General features: G+C 70.3%; 25 protein-coding genes and 5 tRNA genes. 20 read left to right on the plus strand and 10 right to left on the minus strand.

From position 1 onward, the window contains the following. Positions 1-285: 285 nt before the first annotated feature. The 4 genes from ACIPTO_RS31135 to ACIPTO_RS31150 all read right to left on the minus strand — a co-directional run bounded on the left by ACIPTO_RS31135 (position 286) and on the right by ACIPTO_RS31150 (position 5,638). Positions 286-861 (minus strand): ATP/GTP-binding protein, encoded by a 576-nt coding sequence (locus ACIPTO_RS31135; protein WP_266772908.1) that lies wholly within the window; start codon positions 859-861, stop codon positions 286-288. After that, positions 842-1,240 carry a DUF742 domain-containing protein gene (locus tag ACIPTO_RS31140; RefSeq protein WP_019058642.1) on the minus strand — a complete coding sequence of 133 codons (399 nt, stop codon included), beginning with the start codon at positions 1,238-1,240 and terminating at the stop codon, positions 842-844. Before ACIPTO_RS31140 ends, ACIPTO_RS31135 begins: the two co-directional genes overlap by 20 nt. Before the next feature lie 111 nt (positions 1,241-1,351). Further along, entirely contained in the window at positions 1,352-1,765 is a 414-nt protein-coding gene (locus ACIPTO_RS31145; RefSeq protein ID WP_005479910.1) for a roadblock/LC7 domain-containing protein, read from the minus strand. Positions 1,766-1,774: 9 nt separating this feature from the next. Next, positions 1,775-5,638, minus strand: coding sequence for a nitrate- and nitrite sensing domain-containing protein (locus tag ACIPTO_RS31150; RefSeq protein WP_366320856.1), 3,864 nt, complete (start codon positions 5,636-5,638; stop codon positions 1,775-1,777). Between the two features lie 572 nt (positions 5,639-6,210). On the opposite strand from ACIPTO_RS31150, the gene ACIPTO_RS31155 reads away from it, so the two are divergent. The 10 genes from ACIPTO_RS31155 to ACIPTO_RS31200 all read left to right on the plus strand — a co-directional run bounded on the left by ACIPTO_RS31155 (position 6,211) and on the right by ACIPTO_RS31200 (position 10,887). Next, positions 6,211-6,396, plus strand: coding sequence for a hypothetical protein (locus tag ACIPTO_RS31155; protein WP_366320858.1), 186 nt, complete (start codon positions 6,211-6,213; stop codon positions 6,394-6,396). A 77-nt stretch (positions 6,397-6,473) separates the two neighbouring features. Beyond that, positions 6,474-7,250 carry a fumarylacetoacetate hydrolase family protein gene (locus tag ACIPTO_RS31160; protein ID WP_366320860.1) on the plus strand — a complete coding sequence of 259 codons (777 nt, stop codon included), beginning with the start codon at positions 6,474-6,476 and terminating at the stop codon, positions 7,248-7,250. Further along, positions 7,243-8,727, plus strand: a complete 1,485-nt coding sequence (gltX, locus tag ACIPTO_RS31165; RefSeq protein ID WP_366320862.1) for a glutamate--tRNA ligase — start codon at positions 7,243-7,245, stop codon at positions 8,725-8,727. The genes ACIPTO_RS31160 and gltX overlap by 8 nt, the downstream gene beginning before the upstream one ends. Before the next feature lie 113 nt (positions 8,728-8,840). After that, positions 8,841-9,500, plus strand: coding sequence for a DUF4241 domain-containing protein (locus tag ACIPTO_RS31170; RefSeq protein WP_366320864.1), 660 nt, complete (start codon positions 8,841-8,843; stop codon positions 9,498-9,500). Between the two features lie 50 nt (positions 9,501-9,550). After that, positions 9,551-10,282 carry an HAD family hydrolase gene (locus ACIPTO_RS31175; protein ID WP_366320866.1) on the plus strand — a complete coding sequence of 244 codons (732 nt, stop codon included), beginning with the start codon at positions 9,551-9,553 and terminating at the stop codon, positions 10,280-10,282. Positions 10,283-10,372: 90 nt separating this feature from the next. Then, a tRNA-Gln gene (locus ACIPTO_RS31180) sits at positions 10,373-10,444 on the plus strand. A 43-nt stretch (positions 10,445-10,487) separates the two neighbouring features. Further along, positions 10,488-10,560 (plus strand) — tRNA-Glu (locus ACIPTO_RS31185). Positions 10,561-10,621: 61 nt separating this feature from the next. Next, a tRNA-Glu gene (locus ACIPTO_RS31190) sits at positions 10,622-10,694 on the plus strand. Between the two features lie 20 nt (positions 10,695-10,714). Beyond that, positions 10,715-10,786, plus strand: a tRNA-Gln gene (locus ACIPTO_RS31195). A 28-nt stretch (positions 10,787-10,814) separates the two neighbouring features. Beyond that, positions 10,815-10,887, plus strand: a tRNA-Glu gene (locus tag ACIPTO_RS31200). A gap of 153 nt (positions 10,888-11,040) precedes the next feature. Here the strand turns inward: ACIPTO_RS31200 and ndgR are convergent. Beyond that, positions 11,041-11,757 carry an IclR family transcriptional regulator NdgR gene (gene ndgR / locus ACIPTO_RS31205; protein WP_019068721.1) on the minus strand — a complete coding sequence of 239 codons (717 nt, stop codon included), beginning with the start codon at positions 11,755-11,757 and terminating at the stop codon, positions 11,041-11,043. Positions 11,758-11,946: 189 nt separating this feature from the next. On the opposite strand from ndgR, the gene leuC reads away from it, so the two are divergent. The 4 genes from leuC (at position 11,947) to ACIPTO_RS31225 (ending at position 15,227) form a co-directional block, all read left to right on the plus strand. Further along, positions 11,947-13,371, plus strand: coding sequence for a 3-isopropylmalate dehydratase large subunit (gene leuC / locus ACIPTO_RS31210; protein WP_401197685.1), 1,425 nt, complete (start codon positions 11,947-11,949; stop codon positions 13,369-13,371). 5 nt (positions 13,372-13,376) lie between these two features. Next, a complete protein-coding gene (gene leuD / locus ACIPTO_RS31215) occupies positions 13,377-13,970 on the plus strand; it encodes a 3-isopropylmalate dehydratase small subunit (protein WP_401197688.1) in 594 nt (197 codons plus the stop codon). A 264-nt stretch (positions 13,971-14,234) separates the two neighbouring features. Continuing rightward, positions 14,235-14,465 carry a hypothetical protein gene (locus ACIPTO_RS31220; protein WP_401197690.1) on the plus strand — a complete coding sequence of 77 codons (231 nt, stop codon included), beginning with the start codon at positions 14,235-14,237 and terminating at the stop codon, positions 14,463-14,465. A gap of 138 nt (positions 14,466-14,603) precedes the next feature. Next, positions 14,604-15,227: an HU family DNA-binding protein gene (locus ACIPTO_RS31225; RefSeq protein ID WP_366320874.1), complete on the plus strand. Its 624-nt coding sequence runs from the start codon at positions 14,604-14,606 to the stop codon at positions 15,225-15,227. Positions 15,228-15,376: 149 nt separating this feature from the next. Here ACIPTO_RS31225 and ACIPTO_RS31230 read toward each other — a convergent pair whose 3' ends face one another. Beyond that, a complete protein-coding gene (locus tag ACIPTO_RS31230) occupies positions 15,377-15,580 on the minus strand; it encodes a hypothetical protein (protein ID WP_366320876.1) in 204 nt (67 codons plus the stop codon). A gap of 27 nt (positions 15,581-15,607) precedes the next feature. Beyond that, positions 15,608-16,249 (minus strand): 2-phospho-L-lactate guanylyltransferase, encoded by a 642-nt coding sequence (gene cofC, locus ACIPTO_RS31235; protein ID WP_401197693.1) that lies wholly within the window; start codon positions 16,247-16,249, stop codon positions 15,608-15,610. A 144-nt stretch (positions 16,250-16,393) separates the two neighbouring features. Between cofC and ACIPTO_RS31240 the strand changes: the two genes are divergently transcribed. From ACIPTO_RS31240 to ACIPTO_RS31250, 3 genes are all read left to right on the plus strand, one after another. After that, a complete protein-coding gene (locus ACIPTO_RS31240) occupies positions 16,394-17,203 on the plus strand; it encodes a lysophospholipid acyltransferase family protein (RefSeq protein ID WP_366320880.1) in 810 nt (269 codons plus the stop codon). Further along, complete coding sequence (locus ACIPTO_RS31245; RefSeq protein ID WP_366320882.1) at positions 17,200-18,210, plus strand: NAD(P)H-dependent glycerol-3-phosphate dehydrogenase; 1,011 nt, start codon at positions 17,200-17,202, stop codon at positions 18,208-18,210. Before ACIPTO_RS31240 ends, ACIPTO_RS31245 begins: the two co-directional genes overlap by 4 nt. A gap of 185 nt (positions 18,211-18,395) precedes the next feature. Then, entirely contained in the window at positions 18,396-19,553 is a 1,158-nt protein-coding gene (locus tag ACIPTO_RS31250; protein WP_401197696.1) for a D-alanine--D-alanine ligase family protein, read from the plus strand. A 58-nt stretch (positions 19,554-19,611) separates the two neighbouring features. On the opposite strand, the gene ACIPTO_RS31255 is transcribed toward ACIPTO_RS31250, so the two are convergent. Both ACIPTO_RS31255 and ACIPTO_RS31260 read right to left on the minus strand, forming a co-directional pair. Beyond that, a complete protein-coding gene (locus ACIPTO_RS31255; protein ID WP_401197698.1) occupies positions 19,612-20,103 on the minus strand; it encodes a DUF3515 domain-containing protein in 492 nt (163 codons plus the stop codon). 20 nt (positions 20,104-20,123) lie between these two features. Continuing rightward, positions 20,124-20,357 (minus strand): Lrp/AsnC family transcriptional regulator, encoded by a 234-nt coding sequence (locus ACIPTO_RS31260; RefSeq protein WP_003997603.1) that lies wholly within the window; start codon positions 20,355-20,357, stop codon positions 20,124-20,126. A 257-nt stretch (positions 20,358-20,614) separates the two neighbouring features. Here ACIPTO_RS31260 and ACIPTO_RS31265 point away from each other — a divergent pair, with 257 nt between their 5' ends. Both ACIPTO_RS31265 and thiD read left to right on the plus strand, forming a co-directional pair. After that, positions 20,615-21,580, plus strand: coding sequence for a thiamine-phosphate kinase (locus ACIPTO_RS31265; protein ID WP_366320888.1), 966 nt, complete (start codon positions 20,615-20,617; stop codon positions 21,578-21,580). After that, positions 21,577-22,371 (plus strand): bifunctional hydroxymethylpyrimidine kinase/phosphomethylpyrimidine kinase, encoded by a 795-nt coding sequence (thiD, locus tag ACIPTO_RS31270; RefSeq protein ID WP_401197701.1) that lies wholly within the window; start codon positions 21,577-21,579, stop codon positions 22,369-22,371. Before ACIPTO_RS31265 ends, thiD begins: the two co-directional genes overlap by 4 nt. Positions 22,372-22,544: 173 nt before the next feature. Here the strand turns inward: thiD and rpmB are convergent, their stop codons facing one another. Further along, the gene (gene rpmB, locus ACIPTO_RS31275) at positions 22,545-22,730 is read right to left on the minus strand and encodes a 50S ribosomal protein L28 (protein WP_003973430.1); all 186 of its coding nucleotides are present in this window, start codon (positions 22,728-22,730) and stop codon (positions 22,545-22,547) included. Between the two features lie 260 nt (positions 22,731-22,990). On the opposite strand from rpmB, the gene ACIPTO_RS31280 reads away from it, so the two are divergent. Beyond that, entirely contained in the window at positions 22,991-24,685 is a 1,695-nt protein-coding gene (locus tag ACIPTO_RS31280) for a DAK2 domain-containing protein (protein WP_366321159.1), read from the plus strand. The last annotated feature ends 1 nt before the right edge of the window (position 24,686 follow it).

Below are 24,686 nucleotides of genomic sequence, written 5' to 3' on the forward strand. Positions count from 1 at the left end.
AGCACGTCAGCATCTGCGATTCCAAACAGTCGGAACCGCGGATTCCGTGTGATGTAAGCACCAGATAAAACGGTCATAAAGAGCGAGCCCCGCCAAAAGGCGGGGCTTTTGTTAGCGCAGCGGCACCGGATGACCGCGACGCGTTGCGGTACCACCCGATTCCTCTGCCGAAACGTTATGAACACCGGGGCCGACCGTGTCAAAAGCCACAGCCGGCTCCGGGGTGTCTACGACAACTGCCGTACGGCGCTGCCGACTTGAGCACTGCATCAGGGGTGGCCGAAGCTAGCGCAGCCGGGCCATGAGTGCGTGCTCGACCAGCGTGATCAGCGCCGACTTGGCGTCCGAGCGGTGCCGGGCGTCCGTCGTGATGATCGGCGCGTCCGGACCGATCTGCAGCGCCTCGCGCACCTCCTCCGGAGAGTACGGCTGGTGCCCGTCGAAGCCGTTGAGGGCGATGACGAACGGCAGACCCGAGTTCTCGAAGTAGTCGACCGCGGGGAAGCAGTCGGCGAGACGACGGGTGTCGACCAGGACCACGGCGCCGATCGCGCCGCGCACCAGGTCGTCCCACATGAACCAGAAGCGGTCCTGACCCGGCGTACCGAAGAGGTACAGGATCAGGTCCTGGTCCAGGGTGATGCGTCCGAAGTCCATGGCCACCGTGGTGGTGGTCTTGTCCCCGGTGTGGGTGAGGTCGTCGATGCCCGCGCTCGCGGACGTCATGACGGCCTCCGTGCGCAGCGGGTTGATCTCCGAGACGGCACCCACGAACGTGGTCTTGCCGACACCGAAGCCACCCGCCACCACGATCTTCGCGGAGGTGGTCGCCCGCCCTCCGTCAGAGCTTGCGAAGTCCACTGAGCACCCTTTCGAGCAGCGTCACGTCCGGTGCGCCGCCGTTGTTCTCGTCGCCGCCCGGCTGGTGGATGGCCACCAGTCCGGCCTCGGCGAGGTCCGCGACGAGGATCCTGGCCACACCGAGGGGCATGGCGAGGAGAGCCGACACCTCCGCGACCGACTTGACCTCGCGGCACAGGTGGCAGATGCGCTGGTGCTCAGGGAGCAGTCCCATCAGCGCCGCCGGATCGGCCGTGGTGCTGATCAGGGCCTCGATGGCGAGCTGGTAGCGCGGCCGGGTCCGGCCGCCGGTCATCGCATACGGACGTACCAGCGGCTGGTCGCCCTCGTCCCCGTACGGCTCGGCGTACGGATCATGAGAGGCGGTGGGCGGGGTCATGAATCCTCCGGGCGGGACAGCAAGTCGTTCGGGCTAGCCGTCTGACAGGGCCGGTGGGGGGATTGTGGCGGCCGGACGGTGATTTGGTGAGACGGGTGGTGCCGGGGCCGGTCAGTGAAGCAGACTGCCCTGGAGTTCGGCGCGCAGGTCCGGTGTGAGGACAGCCCCGGCGCGGTCGACGAGCAGTGCCATCTCGTAGCCCACGAGGCCGATGTCGCACTCCGGGTGCGCCAGCACTGCCAGGGACGAGCCGTCCGAGACGGACATGAGGAAGAGGAATCCCCGCTCCATCTCTACGACCGTCTGTGCCACGTCGCCGCCCTCGAAGATCCGGGACGCCCCGGCCGTCAGCGAGGTGAGCCCGGAGGCCACGGCCGCGAGCTGGTCGGCGCGGTCGCGCGGGAACCCTTCCGACATGGCCAGAAGGAGTCCGTCGGCGGACACGACGACGGTGTGGGACACACCCGGGGTGTTGTCCACGAAGTTGGTTATCAACCAGTTGAGATTCTGTGCCGCCTGGCTCATCTGGCTCAACTAACGCTCCTGCTGGTGAGTGGGGCTGGGGAAGCTGCCGGTCTGGCCGGTACCCGTACCGGCCTGTCGACCCTGTGCGATGCCCCGACGGAGATTGGTCAGCCGGCCGCGTACGTCGTCAGGCGCACGGGAGACCTGCGGACCCGTTTGGTGCTGTTGCTGCTGAGCCGTACCCGGGACGAGGTTCGCCCTGGGCACCCGGCGCGGCAGGCCGGAAGTGGTGACGCCGCCCGCGGCCGGCTGCCGTACGCGCTCCGCCTGCCGAACGAGATCGTCGTTCGGCGAGCTGCGCCAGGTACCGCCCGTGGGACGTTGAGGGGGTGCCGCCGGAGCCTGCGGTGCCTGCGGCTGCGGGGCGGGCGCGGAGCCGTTGCTGCTCTGGCTCTGCTGCTGTTCCGCCTGCTGGCCGTGGAACCAGTTGGTCTCCAGCGTGTCGTACAGCGGCGTCCTTCCGTCGCCGGGACCCGTGGCAGGCGGCAACGCCTCGGGCTCCTGGCGGGTGGGACGCTGCGGGGCGGGCGGTCGCTGGGCGCCGAAGTCGGCACCGTTGCGGTTCCCGTTGACCTGCGGACGCTCGAACTGCCCGGTGTTCGCGGGGTTCTGACGGTTCGGCAGATTGTGCTGACCGGTGGACCCGTTGTCAAAACCGGGGTTCCCGTACTGCCCGGTGGAGCCGTTGTCGTAGGCCTGCGGGATGGCGAACTGTCCCGTGTTGGCCGGGTTCGACGGGTTGTCGGCCGGGCTGTTCGGGGCGCCGAAGACGTCCGAGCGGACGAACTGGCCGCCGTTCTGCGGGGAGTTCGCGGCGGGACGCGGGGCGTCGAAGTCGGGACGCGGGAACGAGCCCGTGTCCTGCGAGCCGTTCGCACCCTGCTGGGGGAACTGCCCGGTGTGCTGCTGGCCGTTGGTGCCGGGACGCTGGAACTGGCCCGTGTTCTGCTGCCCGTTGGTGCCGGGGCGCTGGAACTGGCCGCTGTCCTGTGCGTCGAAGCGGGGTATCGCCGGCATCTCCGTGGTGGAGGCCGGGCCCTGACGGTCATCGATGCGCGGCATCCGCGAGGTCTGCTCGGCGTCGCGCTCGTCGTGACCGCGCGGGGCGTCGAGATTGCCGCGGCCCAGCGGGGGCTGCGCGTTCTCGTCGCTCCAACTCGGGCGCTGCTGGCCGTTGTTGCCGCCCGGCAGCTCGGCCCGGGCACCACCGCGGGGCGGGAGCTGAGGCTGCCGTCCACGGCGCCTGCCACCACCGCGGGGCGGCTCGGGCTCGTCGTTGCCCGTGCGCTGCGGCGGTACCGGGTTGTTGTTCTGCTGCGGGGGACCGCCGAAGGCGTCCTGGCGTCCGTCGCCGAAGCCCTGTCCGCCACCCGAGGCCTGGAGGCCCTGCGGGGCGGAGGGCGCCTGGCCGAAGAGGCTGCCACCGGTGTTCGGCCGGCCCTGCGGCGCCGAGGGACCCTGCGGTCCACGCGCGCCGCCCGGACCGCCGGGACGTCCACCGCCCGCACCGGGCAGCGCGGCCCGCGGGCCCTGACCGGCACCGACCTGGCCGCGCGGAGCGGACCCGGCACCGAGAAGTCCTCCGTTGCCACCGCCCGGCGCACCGGCGCCGAGGGCGGGACCGCCCTGGCCGTTGCCCCGGCGGGCCGCACCGGCACCGGCCGTGGCGGCTGCCGCGGCGGCGCCGACGGCGGCCTGACCGGGCTTGCCCGGAGCGGGCTTCTTGCCGCCCTGGGCGACGTCGACGGGGAGCATGACCAGCGCGGTCGTACCACCGGAGTCGGAGGGGCGCAGCTGGATGCGGATGCCGTGGCGCTGCGAGAGGCGGCCGACCACGAACAGACCCATGCGGCGGGAGACCGAGACGTCCACGGTGGGCGGCGACGCGAGCCGCTCGTTGATCGCGGCGAGGTCCTCGGGGGAGAGGCCGATGCCGGTGTCGTGGATCTCGATCAGCACCCGGCCGTCGGGCAGCGCGTGACCGGTGACCTTGACCTTCGTCTGCGGGGAAGAGAACGAGGTGGCGTTCTCCAGCAGCTCGGCGAGGAGGTGCACGAGGTCGTTGACCACGCGGCCGGCGACCTCGGTGGTCGGCACGGAGGCCAGCTCGATGCGCTCGTACTGCTCCACCTCGGAGGCGGCGGCGCGGAGCACGTCGACCAGCGGGACCGGACGGGTCCAGCGGCGGCCGGGCTCTTCACCGGCGAGGACCAGGAGGTTCTCACCGTTACGGCGCATGCGGGTCGCGAGGTGGTCGAGCTTGAAGAGCGAGGACAGCTGGTCCGGGTCGGCCTCGCGGGACTCCAGCTCGGAGATGAGCGAGAGCTGACGCTGGATGAGGCCCTGGGAACGGCGCGAGAGGTTGGTGAACATCGCGTTGACGTTGCCCCGCAGGAGGGCCTGCTCGGCGGCGAGGCGGACGGCCTCGCGGTGCACGTCGTCGAAGGCCGCGGCCACCTGGCCGATCTCGTCCCGGGAGTGCACACCGACCGACTCCACGGACGTGTCGACGTCCTGCGGGTCGGACTCGGAGAGCTGCTTGACCAGCTCGGGCAGCCGGTCCTGGGCGACCTTGTTGGCGGTCTCCTGGAGGCGGCGCAGCGAGCGGATCATGGACCGGGCGATGACGAAGGCGCCGACGAGGGAGACGCCGAGCACGAGCAGGATCAGCGCACCGGAGATGATCGCCTCGCGCTCGGAGGCGGAGCGCAGCTCGCGGGCCTTCTGCTCCATGTCCTCGAGCAGCGTGTGCTCGATCTTCTTCATCTGCTCGATCTTCGTCGAGCTGTCGTCCACCCAGTCCTTGTAGGACCGCTTGTCCAGCGAGGCCAGACCGTTGGCGTTGTCGAGGACGCGCTGCGCGTAGGTGTCGGCCGACTCGATGGTCGGGTTGCCGTCCTCGATGGGCGCGATGAGCTCCTCGGCGCCCTGGGTGCCGTAGATGTTGCGGAAGATGCTCAGTTCCGACTTCTCGCTCTCCAGGGCGGAGTCGGCGTAGAGCCGGTCGTTGTCGGAGAGCTTGCCCTGCTGGGTGTTGTTGTTCGGCAGGGCCGCCGCGATCACCGCGCGCTGGACGGAGGAGAACTCCTTGGCGGCGGAGAAGGCCGCCAGGGCGCGGGTGCGCTGGATCATCTCCGGGTTGCTGGTGGCCTCCGCCATGTCCTGGGAGAGGTCGAGCAGCTGGGTGATCAGCCGGTGGTAGGCGTCGACCGTCTGGGTCGAGTTCTCCTTCGACTGGTACGCCGACTTCCGGATCTTGTCGAGGTTGTCCAGCTCGGTCGCGAGACCGACCAGGCTCTCCCGGACGCCCTGGAGGTTGCCGCTCTTGCTGGCGCTGTCGACCTCTTCCGAGGCGTTGATGAAGTTGTCGCGGGCCCGGTCGGTCTTCTGCTGGTAGCCCTTGACCTGGTAGTCGGTCGCCTTGCCACCGTGCGACAGCGGGCCGGCCGACTGGTCGCGCTCCTCCTGGAGCGCGGTCGCCAGCTCGGTGGCCTGCTTGGTCATGTCCGTCAGCAGCTTCATGTTGTCGAGCTGCTGGATGTCGGTCATGGAGTCGCTGATGCGCAGGGCACCGAGCGAGGTGGCCGCGACCACCGGGAGCGCGAGCAGCGACACCAGGCGCGTCGAGATGCGCCAGTTGCGCAGAGCGACGCGCGAGCCGGGTCCGGGCGAGCCCGTCGGCGGCTTCACCGGGGGCACGGGGGTCGGGGCTGCGGACGCACCGGGCCGACCGGTGCCTCCACCGTCTCCTGACGGGGCCGGGCCCGGGTTCTGGGCGTGCTGGGGCGAGGAGCTGCCGGTCTTGGGGCCAGCCCCGCCATGCGGCTCCGGCTCCGCCGAAGCACTGCCATCCCTCTTGAAACGTCCCTGCACTAGCGTCGCAACCTCTGGACCAGGCGCCCCTCCGGGTGAACGGAAGGACGGTGTCGGCGTCTTAGGGAGCGCCCTGAACGCGCACCCCAGTGTGTGGTCGTGAGTGACCGGCGCTGCTCCCCCTTCCGCCGCCCTCGGCGCTGCGTTGCGCCCCCTGAGCGCCGGGCTGATTCTGCGGCGGTCCGTGGAATTCCAGCACAGTGCAGGATCTCCAACAAGGCCCGTAGGCCAGGCTGTGACCTGTGTGACACGGTGTGAGGGCTGCGTCACGAGACGTAGAAAGCTATTCACTCCAAAGGGGGCAAATCCCCACGGCCTTCAGGGGCATGTCATGTGCCCAAGTCGCCATGATCAGGAGCGGAATGACTGCTTCAGGTGGTCAATGTCCGTTTAGTCGAAGCGAGTTGGCCGTCCGAATTGGCCGGAATGCCCACGGGGTGGTGAGCAAACTCACACCCGGATCACGGTCTCTTCACGTCTTCCGTCGGGAATTGAATGTTTAGCCTGACGCTTTACAAGAGGGCAGAAACTGCCAACCACCCACCCACGGACGACGAGGGTCGAGTACAACAGTGAAGACGACGATGATGTTCCGCAACATTGCCAACCCGCGACGCACGACGCTGGCGCACCTCGCGGACGCCGACGCGCTGCAGACGCCGGAACTGCAGGAACACTCGCTCGACCTGCCGGCCCAGACGGCCAACCCGCGCCGCACCGTCCTCATGGAGATCCCGGTCACCGCCGCCGCGGAGTAATCGCGCGGGCACGCGCCCCGCACCGCGTTAGCCTGGAGCGTCAGACTCCAGCCAGCTCAGTGAGGGGCGCCCATCCCGTGCGCATCGCCAGATTCTCCATCGACGGGAACGTCGCCTTCGGCGCGGTAGAGGGCGACAAGCCGGACGAGCTCGTCCTCGACATCATCAAGGGCATCCCCTTCGCGGACTTCGAACTCTCCGGCACGAAGGTCCCCTTGAGCAAGGTCAGGCTCCTGCCGCCGGTCCTCCCGAACAAGGTCGTCGCCTACGGCCGCAACTACGCCGAGCACGCCAGGGAACTGGGCAACGAGGTGCCGGACGCCCCCTTCGCCTTCTTCAAGCCGTCCACCTCGGTGATCGGCCCCGGCGACGCGATCCAGTACCCCTCCTTCACCGAGGACCTCCACCACGAGGCCGAACTGGCCGTCGTCATCGGCCGGCTGTGCCGCGAGGTCCCGCGCGAGCGCGTCAAGGACGTCATCCTCGGCTACACCTGTGCCAACGACATCACCGCGCGGGACGTCCAGAAGCGCGAGAAGCAGTGGGCCCGGGCCAAGGGCTTCGACACCTCCTGCCCGCTCGGCCCCTGGGTGGAGACGGACCTCGACCCGAACGACCTCACCATCCAGCTCACGGTCAATGGCCAGCAGCGCCAACTCGGCCGCACGAGCGAGATGATCCACTCCATCGAGGACCTGGTCGTCAACATCACCGAGGCCATGACGCTGCTCCCCGGCGACGTGATCCTCACGGGCACCCCGGCAGGCGTCGGACCGCTCACCGTCGGCGACGAGGTCGCCGTCACCATCGAAGGCATCGGCACTCTCACCAACAAGGTTGTCAAGCGTGGCTAGCGCATCCGCCCCAGCAGTCCGTGTCCGTTTCTGCCCCTCGCCGACCGGCAACCCGCACGTGGGCCTGGTCCGCACCGCCCTGTTCAACTGGGCGTTCGCCAAGCACCACCAGGGCACCCTGGTCTTCCGCATCGAGGACACCGACGCGGCCCGCGACTCCGAGGAGTCCTACGACCAGCTGCTCGACTCGCTGCGCTGGCTCGGCTTCGACTGGGACGAGGGCCCCGAGGTCGGCGGCCCGCACGCGCCGTACCGCCAGTCGCAGCGCATGGACATCTACCGGGACGTCGCCCGCAAGCTCCAGGACGCCGGCCGCGCCTACCCCTGCTACTGCTCCACCGAGGAACTGGACGCCCGCCGCGACGCCGCCCGCGCCGCCGGCCGGCCGTCCGGCTACGACGGCCACTGCCGCGACCTCACGGCCGAGCAGAAGGCCGCCTACGAGGCCGAGGGCCGCACGCCGATCATCCGCTTCCGGATGCCCGACGAGACGATCACCTTCACGGACCTGGTCCGCGGCGAGCTGACCTTCACCGCGGAGAACGTGCCGGACTACGGCATCGTCCGGGCCAACGGCGCCCCCCTGTACACGCTCGTCAACCCGGTCGACGACGCCCTGATGGAGATCACCCACGTCCTGCGCGGCGAGGACCTGCTCTCCTCCACCCCGCGTCAGATCGCCCTCTACAAGGCGCTGATCGACCTGGGCATCGCCAAGGAGATCCCCTCCTTCGGGCACCTCCCGTACGTCATGGGCGAGGGCAACAAGAAGCTCTCCAAGCGCGACCCGGAGTCCTCGCTCAACCTCTACAGGGAGCGCGGCTTCCTCCCCGAGGGACTGCTCAACTACCTCTCCCTGCTGGGCTGGTCGCTCGCGGCCGACCGGGACGTCTTCTCCATGGACGAGATGGTCGCCGCCTTCGAGATCTCCGACGTGAACCCCAACCCGGCGCGCTTCGACCTCAAGAAGTGCGAGGCGATCAACGCCGACCACATCCGGCTGCTCGACGTGAAGGACTTCACCGAGCGCTGCGCCCCCTGGCTGCGGGCGCCGTTCGCGCCCTGGGCGCCGGAGGACTTCGACGAGGCCAAGTGGCAGGCCGTCGCGCCGCACGCGCAGACCCGCCTGAAGGTCCTCTCCGAGATCACGGACAACGTCGACTTCCTGTTCCTCGCCGAGCCGGTCGAGGACGAGGCGTCCTGGGCGAAGGCCATGAAGGAGGGCTCCGACGCCCTGCTGCGCACGGCCCGCGAGAAGCTGGAGTCCGCGGACTGGACCTCGGCCGAGTCCCTCAAGGAGGCCGTCCTGGCCGCCGGTGAGACCCACGGTCTCAAGCTCGGCAAGGCGCAGGCCCCGGTCCGTGTCGCCGTCACCGGCCGCACCATCGGCCTGCCGCTCTTCGAGTCCCTGGAGATCCTCGGCAAGGAGAAGACCTTCGCCCGGATCGACGCGGCCCTCGCCAGGCTGGCCGCGTAGCGCACGCGCGCGTGGAGGGGCGGTGGCCGCGACCGGCCGCCGCCCCTTCGGCGTTGTCGGTACGGGGCGTTAGGGTTCCGGTGCATCGAAGATCGTCCCGGAGAGGCACCCGCATGCCGATGACCGCACGTGACTACGGCTGGATGTTCACGCCCGGCAGCACGTTCACACAGGACGAGACCGGCACGGTCGGCGTGATCCACCTCGCGGACGGCGGCCGGCTCTGGCTGCCCACCGGCCAGGTGGTGGCCTGCGACCCCTTCGTCTGCCTCGGCGGCGGCGAGGTCGAGCCCTTCACGGTCACGGTCGAGCCCGGCCGCTACCGCGTCGAGGCGGCCGTCGCCACCCTCACCCAGCCCGACGAACCGCCGTCCGACGAGCCCCACTTGCGCATCGCCGCGGCCCGCCTCGTCATACGGGACGAACCCACCACCACCTGGGAGCTGGCCCTCCAGCCGGGCCAGGACCTCACCGAACTCACCGAGGACGAGTTCTACGGCTACGGAGTCGACGCGGGCACGGGCGCCTTCTACGACGCCTCGGTCGACGGCTCCTTCCCCGAGTGCGAGGGCGACGAGGGCCCGCTGTGGGACGCCTTCGAGGAACACGGCCACGCCCCGGGCCCGTACCTGGTCACGTCCCCCTCCACCGGCCACACCCTGGCGGCCTTCGGCTCCGGCTGGGGCGACGGCGCCTACCCCACCTGGATCGGCCGGACGGCCTCCGGAGACGTCACCTGCTTCGTCACGGACTTCTTCGTCGTCCCCGTGTGAGGGCCGGCCGGGGGCAGACGCGCGCCCGGGCCCCGGGTTACCGTCGGATCATGACCATTCGGGCCGTCGTCTGGGACGTGGACGACACCTTGTTCGACTACACCGGTGCCGACCGCGCGGCGATGCGCGAGCACCTGCTGGCCGAGGGCCTGGCCGACGGGCCCGCGAACCTGACGGAGGCCCTGGAGCGCTGGCGGGAGGCCACCGAGCTCCACTGGGCCCGCTTCTCGGCCGGCGAGGTCTCCTTCGAGGGCCAGCGCCTGGACCGCGTACGGCTGTTCCTGGGGCGGGAGTTGACCGACGCCGAGGCCGAGGACTGGTTCGGGCGCTACAAGACGCACTACGAGACCGCCTGGTCGCTCTTCCCGGACGTCCTGCCGGTCCTGGACGCCCTCGCGGCCACCCACCGGCACGCCGTCCTCTCCAACTCCAGCCTCACCGTCCAGGACCGCAAACTGCGCACCCTCGGGGTGTACGACCGCTTCGAGGTCGTCCTGTGCGCGGCCGAACTCGGCGTCTCCAAGCCCGAGGCCGCCGCCTTCCTCGCCGCCTGCGAGGCGCTGGAACTGCCGCCGCACGAGGTGGCGTATGTCGGAGATCACCCCGAGATCGACTGGCGCGGTGCCGCGGACGCGGGGCTGCTCTCCGTGTGGATCGACCGTCACGGCGGACACGCTCCTGGTGAGGCCCTCGCGGGGCGGCACCGCATCGCCTCGCTCGCCGAACTCCCCGCGCTCCTCGGCGCTGATACCCGTTTTGGAGCCCCGTCCACCTTCGGGTAATGTTCTTCCTGCGCCGCCGGAGAGCGGGCCGAAAGGCCGGGAACCGGAAGCGCAGACTAGAACAAGATCCCGCAGGGGATTGAGTTCCAGTGGCCTATGGTGTAATTGGCAGCACGACGGTTTCTGGTTCCGTTAGTCTAGGTTCGAGTCCTGGTAGGCCAGCTCGCAGAGCTCATCTGCAACCGCAGAGATCCAGCTCTGCAAAGCCCCCGTTGTGTAGCGGCCTAGCACGCTGCCCTCTCACGGCAGTAGCGCCGGTTCGAATCCGGTCGGGGGTACAGATCCTTCCCAGGAAGGTGATCGGGTCGCACCCGCCGCCTCTCATGCAGGATCGCTAGGGCCCCCGTTGTGTAGCGGCCTAGCACGCTGCCCTCTCACGGCAGTAGCGCCGGTTCGAATCCGGTCGGGGGTACGCTTTACCTTGCATCACCTTGGTCTATGGTGTAATTGGCAACACTACGGTTTCTGGTACCGTCATTCTAGGTTCGAGTCCTGGTAGACCAGCTTTGATCTGCGGAAACGCATGATCAGGGCCCCCGTTGTGTAGCGGCCTAGCACGCTGCCCTCTCACGGCAGTAGCGCCGGTTCGAATCCGGTCGGGGGTACCTACGGCAGAGCCCCTCCACTTCGGTGGAGGGGCTTTCGCGTTGTCCGGCCGGTGCCTCAACTCGGTGTGGTGCGCGAGGAGTTCGGGCCCGGACATGACGAAGGGCCTGCCGCGGCGTTGAGGCAGGCCCTCCTGGGATCTTCCCGGCGGATCAGCCGGTGCGGCGCAGGGCCTCGGAGAGACGGGCGGCGGCGTCGATGACCGCCTGGGCGTGCATACGGCCCGGGTGGCGCGTCAGGCGCTCGATCGGACCGGAGACGGAGACGGCCGCCACCACGCGGTTCGACGGGCCGCGCACGGGAGCGGAGACGGACGCGACGCCCGGCTCGCGCTCGCCGATCGACTGGGCCCAGCCCCGGCGCCGTACGCCCGAGAGGGCGGTGGCCGTGAAGCGGGCGCCCTGGAGGCCGCGGTGCAGGCGCTCCGGCTCCTCCCAGGCCATCAGGATCTGCGCGGACGAACCGGCTTTCATCGTCAGCGTCGAACCGACCGGGACGGTGTCCCGCAGTCCGGACAGGCGTTCCGCGGCGGCGACGCAGATGCGCATGTCGCCCTGGCGGCGGTAGAGCTGTGCGCTCTCGCCGGTGATGTCCCGCAGATGGGTGAGCACCGGGCCCGCCGTGGCGAGCAGGCGGTCCTCGCCGGCGGCCGCGGCCAGCTCGGCGAGACGGGGGCCGAGAATGAAACGGCCCTGCATGTCGCGCGCCACCATGCGGTGGTGTTCCAAGGCCACGGCCAGCCGGTGTGCCGTGGGTCGTGCCAGCCCGGTCGCCGCGACCAGACCCGCGAGGGTGGCCGGACCGGACTCCAGAGCGCCCAGGACAAGGGCTGCCTTGTCCAGGACGCCGACGCCGCTACTGTTGTCCATGAAACGATACTCGCGTCTCACTCTGTGAAACGCAAGTTCCTTTTTTCGTGAGACGCGCAACTCTTGTAGGCACAGCGGCCCGCGTACCAGACGGGCCAGGCGGCGGCTGCCCGTGAACCAGGGGTGCGAGCGCCGCCTCCTCAAGATCTCTAGTTGGGCCGGTGCGTTCTGCCGGCCGGAGGGAAAGCGATGGGTAGGACACTCGCGGAGAAGGTCTGGGACGACCATGTCGTCCGGCGCGCCGAGGGCGAGCCCGACCTCCTCTTCATCGATCTGCACCTGCTGCACGAGGTGACCAGCCCGCAGGCCTTCGACGGTCTCCGTCAGGCGGGCCGTCCGGTGCGGCGCCTCGACCTCACCATCGCCACCGAGGATCACAACACCCCGACCCTCGACATCGACAAGCCCATCGCGGACCCGGTCTCCCGGGCCCAGCTGGAGACGCTGCGCAAGAACTGCGCCGAGTTCGGCGTGCGCCTGCACTCCCTGGGCGACGTCGAGCAGGGCGTCGTGCACGTCGTGGGACCGCAGCTGGGGCTGACCCAGCCCGGTACGACGGTCGTGTGCGGTGACTCCCACACCTCCACCCACGGCGCCTTCGGCGCGCTGGCGTTCGGCATCGGCACCTCCCAGGTGGAGCACGTGCTGGCCACCCAGACGCTGCCGCTGGCCCGCCCGAAGACCATGGCCATCACGGTCGACGGCGAACTGCCCGACGGCGTGACCGCCAAGGACCTGATCCTCGCGATCATCGCGAAGATCGGCACCGGCGGCGGCCAGGGCTACATCCTGGAATATCGCGGCTCCGCCATCGAGAAACTCTCGATGGAGGCCCGGATGACCATCTGCAACATGTCGATCGAGGCCGGTGCCCGCGCGGGCATGATCGCCCCCGACGAGACCACCTTCGCGTACATCAAGGGCCGCGCCCACGCGCCCGAGGGCGAGGACTGGGACGCCGCCGTCGCGTACTGGAAGACCCTGAAGACCGACGCGGACGCGGAATTCGACGCCGAGGTCGTCATCGACGGTCCCTCGCTGGCGCCGTTCGTCACCTGGGGCACCAACCCCGGTCAGGGCGCGCCGCTTTCGGCGTCCGTCCCCGATCCGGCTTCGTACGAAGACGCTTCGGAGCGCGTCGCCGCCGAAAAGGCCCTGGAATACATGGGGTTGGCGGCCGGACAGCCGTTGCGCGACATCAAGGTCGACACCGTCTTCGTAGGTTCATGCACCAACGGCCGTATCGAGGACCTGCGGGCGGCCGCCGCGATCGTCGAGGGCCGCAAAGTCGCCGACGGTGTACGGATGCTGGTCGTTCCCGGCTCCGCGCGGGTCGGTCTGCAGGCCGTCTCCGAGGGCCTGGACGTCGTCTTCAAGGAGGCCGGCGCCGAATGGCGGCACGCGGGCTGCTCGATGTGTCTGGGCATGAACCCGGACCAGTTGGCGCCCGGTGAGCGCTCCGCGTCCACCTCCAACCGCAACTTCGAGGGCAGGCAGGGCAAGGGCGGCCGTACGCACCTCGTCTCGCCGCAGGTCGCCGCCGCGACCGCCGTGCTGGGCCACCTGGCCTCGCCCGCCGATCTGTCCGACGCCCCTGTGCCCGCTGGAGTCTGAGAGCCATGGAAGCATTCACCACGCACACCGGCCGGGCCGTCCCGCTGCGCCGCAGCAACGTGGACACCGACCAGATCATCCCCGCCCACTGGCTCAAGAAGGTGACCAGGGACGGCTTCGAGGACGGGCTCTTCGAGGCCTGGCGCAAGGACGAGAAATTCGTCCTCAACCGCCCTGAGCGCAAGGGCGCGACGGTCCTGGTGGCCGGTCCCGACTTCGGTACGGGCTCCTCGCGCGAGCACGCCGTGTGGGCGCTGCAGAACTACGGCTTCAAGGCCGTCATCTCCTCCCGGTTCGCCGACATCTTCCGCGGCAACTCGCTGAAGAACGGCCTCCTCACGGTCGTCCTGGACCAGAAGATCGTGGAGGCTCTGCAGGACCTCGCCGAGCAGGACCCGCAGGCCGAGATCACGGTCGACCTGGAGGCCCGCGAGGTGCGCGCCGAAGGCATCACCGCGGCCTTCGAGCTCGACGAGAACGCCCGCTGGCGGCTGCTGAACGGGCTGGACGACATCTCCATCACCCTCCAGAACGAGGACGACATCGCCACGTACGAGGCCAAGCGCCCCTCGTACAAGCCGCGGACGGTCCAGGTCTGACCCGAACCGCCGTACCAGGTCGAGAATCGGCCACGCGACACCCCGTCTGTACCCCCGATCGCCACGATTGGGGGTACAGCCATGTCTGCACCCGAACGGCCCTGCGCGCCTGCAACGCTTTGCTCAACTCCCTGTGTTAGACAGGGTGTTGACTGGGTATGCGCAGCTTTGAGCCAAGGCTGCCGCCTGGCTCCGGAACGCTGTTTGAGGTACCAGTTGCTACCCCCGCAGGCGACAACTCGCCCCAGATGGCACAATCTGTGCATGGAACACGACGGCCAACTCGAGCTCTATGCGGCGGTCGCGGACCAACTCAAGGAAGCGCACACAAGAGTGCGCGCACTGCAAGTCCCGGAGGGCGTACGGATGGCGCTGGCCCGGAAGCTGCTGGTCATTACGGCCGCGGCCAAGCACGATCTCGCCGACGCGACAAGGCGGCTGGACCGGTTCACAGAGGACCTCGACGCGGGTCGATTCCCGGAAGAGGAACGCTGAAACAAGTCCAGGACAGCCGAGTTCGTTGCGGCGCACGGGTGATTAGCCCGTTTCGTGTTTGATTTGCGGTATATATCTGCCTAACGTGCGAAAAAGCCGGAGCAGTTTCGTTCCGGCAATGTCTCCGAAGGGGAAGACGTGAACAAGGCGCAGCTCGTAGAAGCGATTGCAGACAAGGTCGGTGGCCGTCAGCAGGCCGCCGAGGCGGTCGACGCGGTTCTGGACGCGGTCGTTCGTGCCGTCGTCAATGGTGACCGAGTTTCGGTCACCGGCTTCGGCTCGTTCGAGAAGGTCGACCGCCCGGCTCGTTACGCCCGCAACCCCCAGACGGGCGAGCGGGTTCGGGTCAAGAAGACCTCCGTGCCGCGCTTCCGCGCGGGCCAGGGTTTCAAGGACCTGGTGAGCGGCTCGAAGAAGCTCCCGCGCGGCGGCGAGGTCGCCGTCAAGAAGGCGCCCAAGGGCAGCCTGAGCGGCACCGCTTCGGCGACGGTCAAGAAGGCCGCGGCCAAGAAGACCACCGCCAAGAAGGCGACGGCGAAGAAGACCGTGGCGAAGAAGACGGTCGCCAAGAAGGCCACCGCCACCGCCAAGAAGACCACGGCGAAGAAGACGACCGCGAAGAAGACCACGGGCGCGGCCAAGAAGACCACGGCCAAGACCGCCACCGCGAAGACCGCGGCGAAGAAGGCCCCGGCCAAGAAGTCGACGGCCCGCAAGACGGCGACGCGCAAGACCACCGCGCGCAAGTCGACTGCCAAGTAGGCCACCACGCGCCGGCCATCAGGGCGCCAGGCACTCACGCGCCGGGCCGGACCCCTTCCGGGGGTCCGGCCCGCGGCGTCTCCAGGGGCCCGCGGAAAGGCCGTACGGAAGCCCGCGGAAGGGGTCGTACGGCCGTAGGGAAAGGGTGTTCAGAAGGTCTGCAGCGTCACCAGGGTGACCCTGAGGCCCCCCTCGGAGCCCTCGGTCTCGATCCGTACCCGCTGGCCGGGCCTGAGCAGCCGCAGGCCGCCCGCGTCGAACGCGGGGGCGTCGAAGGGCACCGGGGTGCCGTCGTCGAGCAGCACGCTGCCGGTGCGGCTGTCGGCGTCGTAGGTGTAAGCGGTCGCCTGCATGGCCGCAGCCTACTGCCGGCCCGCCCGCTACGGCTGTCCCGGAATCAGCAGCCCCGCCGCCGCTGCCGCCGTGTGCGGCCCCACCCCGAGGGCCAGCGCCGCCCGCAGGTCCTCGCCGGTGTCCACGTCCTGGCGTACCGAATCCACCGCGTCCAGGACGAGTTCGTGCGCCCCCGAGGCGCGATGGCGGGCGCGGGAATCCGTGCCGAATGCGGGGCGCAATTCGCGGCCCTCTCGCGCGGTGAGCAAGGTGGTGCCGATTGCTGCCGCGTCCGGGAGAAAAGCACGCGGGAATTCAGCGGCCGCGTCCAGTACCCGGGCCAATTCGGCGGCCCGCAGAGCCGGCAGGTCGGCGTTCAGGGCCGCGACCGCGCTTTCGGGGCGGGAAACCCGTACGGCCGCCGCCCCGTGCCGCAGGGCGGCGTTCAGGCCGCCTCCCGGCTCGTCCGCGACGATACGGGCGCCCAGCGCGGCCAGTTCGCGGCCGGCCAGGGCGTCGTCCGTGACGACCGCCACATCGCGGACCGCCTGGCAGGCCAGCGCGGCCGCCACGGTGTCCTGGGCGAAGGCGAGGGCGAGGCCGGGGCGCAGCCCGTCGCCCGCGGTGTCCGAGAGCCTGCTCTTGGCTCGCGCCAGAGGCTTCAGGGGGATGACCAAGGTCCACTGCACGGGTGTTCCGTCCCTCTCTTGTCGCGGCCATTGTCACCCAGCGCCCCTGGCGGTGTCGGTGGCGGGGCGTACGGTGTTCTCGACAGACCGACGGCCTGGAGCGACACTTGTGCGGCCCCCCAGGTCCTAGAGGAAGGTGTTCGCGTGCCCCGCCGCAGAATCGGGTTCTGGTACCGCTTCGCAGCGGTCCTCTGCAAACCGCCGCTGGTGGTTCTGATCAAGCGGGACTGGCGCGGAATGGAGCACATTCCGGCCGAGGGCGGATTTATCACCGCGGTGAACCACAATTCGCATGTGGACCCCTTCGCCTACGCTCACTTTCAGTACAACACCGGACGCGTTCCGCGATTCCTCGCGAAGAGCGGCCTTTTCAAGAAGGGATTCGTCGGCGCCGCCATGCGCGGTACCGGACAGATCCCCGTCTATCGCGAGACCACGGACGCGTTGAGCGCCTTCCGTGCCGCGATCGACGCCGTCGAGCGCGGTGAGTGCGTCGCGTTCTATCCCGAGGGGACCATCACCCGGGATCCCGACCAATGGCCCATGACCGGCAAGACCGGTGCCGCGCGGGTCGCCCTGCAGACCAGGTGCCCGGTCATTCCCGTGGCGCAGTGGGGCGCGAATGAACTGCTCCCGCCCTACGCCAAGAAACTGCACGTCCTTCCCCGCAAGACCAGCCATGTGCTCGCGGGCCCGCCGGTGGACCTCACGCGGTTCTACGGCAAGGACATGAGCCCGGACCTCCTCAAGGAGGCGACCGAGGTCATCATGGCCGACATCACCCGCCTGTTGGAGCAGATCCGCGGCGCCAAGGCACCCGAGACGCCCTACGACCCGCGCCGCGAGCGGATCGAGCAGCGGCGCCGGACGGCCGCGCAGACACACGAGTCGGAGTCCGGGGCCGAGCCGGCGACCGAGCCGAAGGTCGAGCAGGAAGAGGGGCAGGGCACGTGAGCAAGCCGGTCAAGGCGGCTGTCTTCAGCGCCGGTTCGTGGGGCACGGCCTTCGGCATGGTGCTCGCCGACGCGGGGTGCGAAGTCACGCTGTGGGGGCGTCGCGCGGAGGTCGTCGAGGCCATCAACTCCTCGCGTACGAACCCCGATTACTTCCCCGGTGTCGAACTGCCGGAGAACCTGCGGGCCACCACCGACGCCGCCGAGGCCGCCGCCGGCGCCGACTTCACCGTCCTGTCGGTCCCTTCGCAGACGCTGCGCGCCAACTTGGCGGACTGGGCACCCCTGTTGGCGCCCGACACGGTCCTCGTCTCGCTGATGAAGGGCGTCGAGCTCGGCTCCGTCATGCGGATGAGCGAGGTCATCGAGGACGTCGCGAAGGTCGGCCGGGACCGTATCGCCGTGGTCTCCGGACCCAACCTCGCGCGGGAGATCGCCTCCCGGATGCCGGCCGCCGCGGTGGTCGCGTGCACCGACGAGGCGGTGGCCCGTCGGCTCCAAGCGGCGTGCCACACGCCGTACTTCAGGCCGTACACCATCACCGACGTGGTGGGCTGCGAGCTGGGCGGCGCGGTGAAGAACGTGATCGGGCTCGCCGTGGGCATCGCGGACGGCATGGGGCTCGGGGACAACGCGAAGGGCTCGCTGATCACGCGCGGGCTCGTCGAGACGACGCGGCTCGGGCTGGCGATGGGCGCGGACCCGCTGACGTTCTCCGGGCTCGCCGGCCTGGGCGACCTGGTGGCGACCTGCTCGTCGCCGTTGTCGCGCAACCACACGTTCGGGACGAACCTCGGCAAGGGCATGACCCTCCAGGAGACGATCGCGGTCACCAAGCAGACCGCGGAGGGCGTCAAGTCCTGTGAGTCCGTACTGGACTTGGCGCGGCGGCACGATGTGGACATGCCGATCACGGAGACCGTCTTCGAGATCGTGCACAAGGGGAAGTCGCCGGTGGTCGCGGTGAAGGAGCTGATGTCCCGCAGCGCCAAGCCCGAGCGGCGCTGAGCGCTCCGCGAGGTCGGGCGGGGCGGGAGCGGAGCGCCTCGGGCCGCGGGGCCGCCGTGGCCGGCGCGCGGTTCCCCGTGCCCCTCCGGGAGCGCCGCGCGCGCTTCCCCGGGGGCGCCGATCGAACCGCCGCTCGTCAACGGACGCTGACTCCAGGCCGTACCACCGGGTACTCTCATCGCGATATGAGCACCGAGAACCTCTCCCAGAGCCCTGAGCAGCCGCCTCGCAAGCCGCGTGTGGCCGTCGTGTTCGGCGGCCGCAGCTCCGAACACGGGATCTCCGTGGTCACCGCCGGCGCCGTCCTCGCGGCCATCGACCGGGACAAGTACGACGTCCTGCCGATCGGCATCACCCGCGAAGGCCGCTGGGCCCTCACCGCCGACGCCCCGGAGCGGATGGCGATCACCGACCGCCGTACGCCGGACGTCGACGAACTCGCCGAGTCGAGCGACGGCGGCGTGGTGCTCCCGCTCGACCCCGGCAACCGTGAAGTCGTCGTCAGCGAACCGGGATCCGTGCCCAAGGCCCTCGGCGAGGTCGACGTCGTCTTCCCCGTCCTGCACGGCCCCTACGGGGAGGACGGCACCCTTCAGGGACTCCTGGAGCTGTCCGGCGTGCCGTACGTGGGCGCCGGTGTGCTCGCCTCGGCCGTCGGCCAGGACAAGGAGTACATGAAGCGGGTGTTCACCTCGTTCGGCCTCAAGGTCGGCCCCTACGTGGTGATCCGGCCGCGCGAGTGGGAGCGGGACGAGTCCACCGCACGCAAGAAGATCATCGACTTCGCGGGTGAGCACGGCTGGCCGCTCTTCGTGAAGCCCGCGCGCGCGGGTTCGTCGATCGGCATCACCAAGGTCGACGACCTCTCCGGCCTCGACGAGGCGATCGAGGAGGCGCGGCGGCACGACCCGAAGATCCTCGTGGAGGCCACCCTGCGCGGACGCGAGATCGAGTGCGGGGTGCTGGAGTTCGAGGACGGGCCCCGCGCGAGCGTGCCCGCCGAGATCCCGCCGCCGCAGGAGCACGCGTACTACGACTTCGAGGCGAAGTACATCGACTCGACCCCCGGTATCGTGCCCGCCCCCCTGACGCCGGAGGAGACCGCCGAGGTGCAGCGGCTCGCGGTGGACGCCTTCGACGCGGCCTCCTGCGAGGGGCTCGTGCGCGCGGACTTCTTCCTCACGGAGGACGGCGAGTTCGTCATCAACGAGATCAACACGATGCCCGGCTTCACGCCGATCTCGATGTACCCGCAGATGTGGCAGGCCAGCGGGGTCGACTACCCCGAGCTGGTGGAGCGTCTGGTCCAGGCCGCGCTGCGCCGGTCCACGGGACTCCGCTGAGCCGGTCGGACGGTGGCGGGCCGGTCGGACCTCGGCGAGGCGGCCGGACCGCGGTGAGTTAGTCGGCGATCCCCTCGGGGATCGCCTTCTTCACGGACGTCGCGAGGTCGACCAGGGGTGCCATGCCGTCCCCGGTGCGCTCCTTCGGGAGGGTCACCTCGACGTAGGCCTTCCGCAGGGTCGTGGTGAAGCGGAAGGAGCCGTCGTCCTCTTTCTGCAGCAGCCAGCCGACGCCGTTCACCTCGACACCGTCGGCCTCCGGGTCGTTCATCTTGGCGGGCCTGACGACACCGCAGCGCAGTATGATCGCCGGGTTCCCCCAGCCCGCGGTCAGCGCGGACGCGGGCTCGGGATCCCGGCGGCCCTGGCCGTCGACCTTTGACGGCAGGGCCTCGTCCAGATTCCGGCACAGCCCGGTGACCTTCGCGCCCGGCGAGGGAACCGCCGCCGACGCGCTGTCGTCTGCCGAGGAGCAGCCCGCAACGGTGATCAGCAGGGCGAGCACGGACAGCCCGATGACAGAACGGTGCCGGTGACGGAGAGAGTTCACCGGCCAAGGGTAGACGGGGGCTACAGATGCACCACCGGGCAGGTCAGGGTGCGGGTGATGCCGTCCACCTGCTGGACCTTGGCGACCACCATGCGGCCGAGATCGTCGACCGTGTCGGCCTGGGCCCGCACGATCACGTCGTACGGTCCTGTCACGTCCTCGGCCTGGATCACTCCAGGGATCTTGCTGATCGTCTCGGCGACGGTCGACGCCTTGCCGACCTCCGTCTGGATCAGGATGTACGCCTGTACCACGGAACCTCCAGGGCGGCCACGAGGATCATGTGGGGAAAAGGAACGCCACGGTATCGCGTCGCCGCTCGCCGCGGGGAGACCCTCGGAGGCCCCATGCCGTGTCCGCGCGATGCCGACCTCCCCGACGGGACCGCGCCGACCCGATCCGGCCACCGTGCCGGGGTGCGGGCCCGACCGAACTCGACGGTCACCTCGACCGTACCCAGCACACCGACGGCTCGCGACCGGGCGCTGCCGTCACGAGAAGAGGACGAACGATGAAGGGCACCGTGGGTGAGTTGGGAGAGTTCGGGCTCATCAGAGAGCTGACCTCCCGCCTCACCAGCACCCCGGCGGTCCGGGTCGGCCCCGGCGACGACGCCGCGGTCGTCGCCGCCCCCGACCGCAGGGTCGTGGCGAGCACCGACATCCTGCTGGAGGGCCGCCACTTCCGCCGCGACTGGTCCACCGCCTACGACGTCGGACGCAAGGCCGCCGCGCAGAACCTCGCGGACATCGCCGCGATGGGCGCCGTACCGACCGCGCTGCTGCTGGGCCTGGTCGTCCCGGCCGAACTCCCGGTCACCTGGCCCATGGAGCTGATGGACGGCCTGCGCGACGAGTGCCAGGTCGCCGGCGCCTCGGTGGTCGGCGGCGATGTCGTACGAGGCGACACGATCATGGTGTCGATCACCGCGCTCGGCGATCTGCGCGGCCGCGAGCCGGTCACCCGGGGCGGTGCCCAGCCCGGTGACGTGGTCGCCGTGACGGGGTGGCTGGGCTGGTCCGCGGCCGGGTTCGCGGTGCTGTCGCGGGGTTTCCGCTCGCCGCGCGCGTTCGTGGAGGCGCACCGGCGCCCCGAGCCGCCGTACCACGCGGGCCCCGCGGCGGCCGGGCTCGGGGCGACCTCCATGTGCGACGTCAGCGACGGGCTGATCGCCGACCTCGGGCACATCGCGGAGGCCAGCAAGGTCCGGATCGACATCCGGTCGGGCGCGATCGACGTCCCGACGCAGATGAACGACATCGGGCAGGCCGTCGGCGTCGACCCCATCCAGTGGGTGCTCACCGGGGGAGAGGACCACGCGATCGTGGCGACCTTCGCGCCGGACGTGAAGCTGCCGGCCCGCTGGAAGGTGATCGGCGAGGTCCTCAACCCCTCCGCGCTGCCCCAGGTGACGGTCGACGGGGCGCCGTGGACCAGCAAGGGCGGCTGGGACCACTTCGGGGACATCGAGTCGTGAGGCCCCGGGTCCTGACGGTGGCCGGCTCCGACTCCGGTGGAGGCGCCGGAATCCAGGCCGACCTGAAGACGATGCTCGCGCTCGGCGTGCACGGCATGAGCGTCGTCACGGCGGTCACCGCGCAGAACTCCCTCGGCGTGCAGGGCGCCTGGGAACTTCCGGCGGAGGCGGTGCGCGCCCAGTACCGCAGCGTCGTCGACGACATCGGCGTCCGGGCCGTGAAGACCGGGATGCTCGCGTCGGCCGAACTCGTCGAGACCGTCGCGGGGTTGATCGCCGGCACGGACGCTCCCGCGGTCGTCGACCCGGTCGGCGTCTCGAAGCACGGGGACTCGCTGCTGGCGGACTCCGCGCTGGACGCCGTACGGACGAAGCTGCTGCCGGTGGCGACCGTGGCCACGCCGAACCTGGACGAAGTGACGCGACTCACCGGCGTACGGGTCGAGTCGGAGGGGCAGTTGCGGCAGGCCGCGGCGGCCGTGCTGGCGTACGGGCCCCGCTGGGTGCTGGTCAAGGGCGGTCATCTGCCGGGTGACGCCGTGGACTTCCTCACCGACGGCTCCGAGGAGCACTGGCTGCGCGCGCCCCGGCACGACAACCGGCACACCCACGGGACCGGCTGCACGCTCGCCTCGGCGATCGCGGCACAGCTCGCCAAGGGGGAGTCGGTGCCGGAGGCGGTGACGGCGGCGAAGGCCTACGTCACGGGGGCGATCGCGGCGGGGTTCGCGCTGGGCGGCGGGATCGGGCCGGTGGATCACGGGTGGGCCCTGCGGCGCGGCGATTCCTGAGACGCCGACTCCGGGAACCCGCCTTCAGGAGCCCGGGTTCTCCGACGGGGCTCCGGGTTCCCGGACAGGGCCCGGGGTTCTCCGGCACGGCACAGCACGGCAAAAAGCCGGCCCACACGAGGTGGACCGGCTCGATGCAGCGAACCAGCAGTGGCCGCGCGCTCAGCAGTGCGTCAGCGCGAGACCTTGCCGGCCTTGATGCACGAGGTGCAAGCGTTCACGCGCTTCGGCGTCCCACTGACCACGGTACGGACGCGCTGGATGTTCGGGTTCCAGCGACGGGACGTACGGCGGTGCGAGTGCGAGATGTTGTTGCCGAAGCCCGGCCCCTTGCCGCAGACGTCGCAGTTGGCAGCCACGGGTCACTCCAAAGACTTCAGATGCACAGATGCACTTACGGATGATCCCGGCATGCCGGGATCGAGATCGTAGGATCTGGAAGTGGCACTGCCAGGGGGGATGGCCCGATCGGGATCGGGCAACCGGAGCAGCATACAACGACTGCGCCAGTACAACGAAACTACCATGCCTGGTCGGGGGCCCGCTCCGGCCCTCCTCGGGCCCGGACCGCTCCGGCGGTCTACGCTGCGTGCCAGTCCAGCAGCTCAAGGAGGCGCAGGTGCCGCAGGTGCCGCAGACATTCTTCGATGCTCTCGCGGTGCGCACCTGGTGCGGTCTCGCGCTGCGGGCCCTGGGGCGTGCGCGCGAGGAGATCGACGCGATCAACGTGTACCCGGTGGCCGACGGCGACACCGGCACCAACCTCTACCTGACCATGGAGTCCGCCGCCGCCGCGGTCGAGGCGGTCTTCGCCGGCCACGGCACCCTCACCGAGCAGCGACCGCCCCTGGCCGACGCGGCCGGCGCGATGGCCCACGGCGCCCTCATAGGGGCGCGCGGCAACTCCGGGACGATCCTCGCGCAGCTGCTCCGGGGCATGGCCCAGGTCCTCGCCGCCGACGGTGAGACGGCTCACACGGACGGCGAGGGCCTACGGCTCGCCCTGCGCCGCGCCGCCGACTCCGCCCGGCACGCGGTCGCCCACCCGGTCGAGGGCACGGTCCTCTCGGTCGCCTCGGCGGCGGCGGACGCGGCCGACGGCACCGAGGGCGACTGCGGGACCGTCGCACGGGCCGCCTACGAGGGAGCGTGCGCGGCGCTGGCCGCGACCCCGGGACAGCTGGCCGTCCTGGAGCGCGCGGGGGTCGTCGACGCGGGCGGGCGGGGGCTGGTGGCGGTGCTGGGCGCGCTGCTGGAGACGTTCACGGGGGAGTCCCAGGTTTTCGGGGCGCACACACGCGTGGCCGTCGACGTGACGCACGCACGCGTGGAGGCCGCCCCGGATTCAGCTGCTCCCGATGCTCCCGAGGCCGCTTCCTGCGCGGTCGGCGGCCCCGCCTTCGAGGTGATCTACCTCCTGGAGGCCGACGACTCCGCCGTGACCCGGCTGCGGCAGCGGCTGGACGCCCTCGGCGACTCGCTCGTCGTGGTCGGCGGGGACGGCCTGTGGAACGTCCATGTGCACGTGGACGACGCGGGCGCGGCCGTCGAGGCGGGCGTCGAGGCCGGACGGCCTTACCGGATCCGGATCACGCACTTCGGGCTCGGTGACGTGCACACCACCGGCGCCGAACGGCCGCCCAGGGAGCCCGCCCAGCGGGCCGTCGTCGCCGTGGTGCCGGGGGAGGGCCTCGCGGGGCTCTACGGCGAGGCCGGCGCGACCACCGTGCTCGCGCGCCCCGGGGAACCGCCCGCCAGCGGGGAGCTGGTGGCGGCCGTGCGGCGTGCACACGCGCGTGAGGTGGTGCTGCTGCCCAATGACGCCGATCTGCGGCACACCGCCGCCGCTGCCGCCGAGCAGGCCAGGGCCGAGGGCATCCGGGTCGCGCTGATCCCGACGCGCTCCGCGGTGCAGGGCATCGCGGCCCTCGCCGTGCACGAACCGGAGCGGCGCTTCGACGAGGACGTGGTCTCGATGACCTCGGCGGCGGGCGCCACCCGGTACGCCGAGGTCGCCGTCGCCGAGCGCCAGTCCTGGACCATGGCGGGGATCTGCCAGGCCGGGGACGTCCTGGGGCTCGTCGACGGCGATGTGGCGGTGATCGGCACCGATGTCACGGTCACCGCCCGGGCCGTCCTCGACCGGATGCTCGCGGCCGGCGGTGAACTCGTCACCCTCGTCCTCGGCGACGAGGCACCCGTGAGCGTCGCCGACATCCTGGAGATCCACGTCCGGGAGTCCTACCTCGCCGTCGACACGGTGGTCTACCGGGGCGGCCGGCAGGGTGCCCTGCTGCTCATCGGCGTGGAGTAGA

It is taken from the genome of Streptomyces sp. NPDC090083, assembly GCF_044747445.1.
Lineage (GTDB): Bacteria > Actinomycetota > Actinomycetes > Streptomycetales > Streptomycetaceae > Streptomyces.

Excerpts from the sequence above, each read along its gene's own strand:
- ACIPTO_RS31140 (WP_019058642.1), bottom strand. The coding sequence starts at position 1,240 with ATGACCCCGCCCACCGCCTCTCATGATCCGTACGCCGAGCCGTACGGG.
- ACIPTO_RS31145 (WP_005479910.1), bottom strand. The coding sequence starts at position 1,765 with ATGAGCCAGGCGGCACAGAATCTCAACTGGTTGATAACCAACTTCGTG.
- ACIPTO_RS31170 (WP_366320864.1), top strand. The coding sequence starts at position 8,841 with ATGCCGATGACCGCACGTGACTACGGCTGGATGTTCACGCCCGGCAGC.
- ACIPTO_RS31175 (WP_366320866.1), top strand. The coding sequence starts at position 9,551 with ATGACCATTCGGGCCGTCGTCTGGGACGTGGACGACACCTTGTTCGAC.
- ndgR (WP_019068721.1), bottom strand. The coding sequence starts at position 11,757 with ATGGACAACAGTAGCGGCGTCGGCGTCCTGGACAAGGCAGCCCTTGTC.
- leuC (WP_401197685.1), top strand. The coding sequence starts at position 11,947 with ATGGGTAGGACACTCGCGGAGAAGGTCTGGGACGACCATGTCGTCCGG.
- leuD (WP_401197688.1), top strand. The coding sequence starts at position 13,377 with ATGGAAGCATTCACCACGCACACCGGCCGGGCCGTCCCGCTGCGCCGC.
- ACIPTO_RS31220 (WP_401197690.1), top strand. The coding sequence starts at position 14,235 with ATGGAACACGACGGCCAACTCGAGCTCTATGCGGCGGTCGCGGACCAA.
- ACIPTO_RS31230 (WP_366320876.1), bottom strand. The coding sequence starts at position 15,580 with ATGCAGGCGACCGCTTACACCTACGACGCCGACAGCCGCACCGGCAGC.
- ACIPTO_RS31250 (WP_401197696.1), top strand. The coding sequence starts at position 18,396 with ATGAGCACCGAGAACCTCTCCCAGAGCCCTGAGCAGCCGCCTCGCAAG.
- ACIPTO_RS31265 (WP_366320888.1), top strand. The coding sequence starts at position 20,615 with ATGAAGGGCACCGTGGGTGAGTTGGGAGAGTTCGGGCTCATCAGAGAG.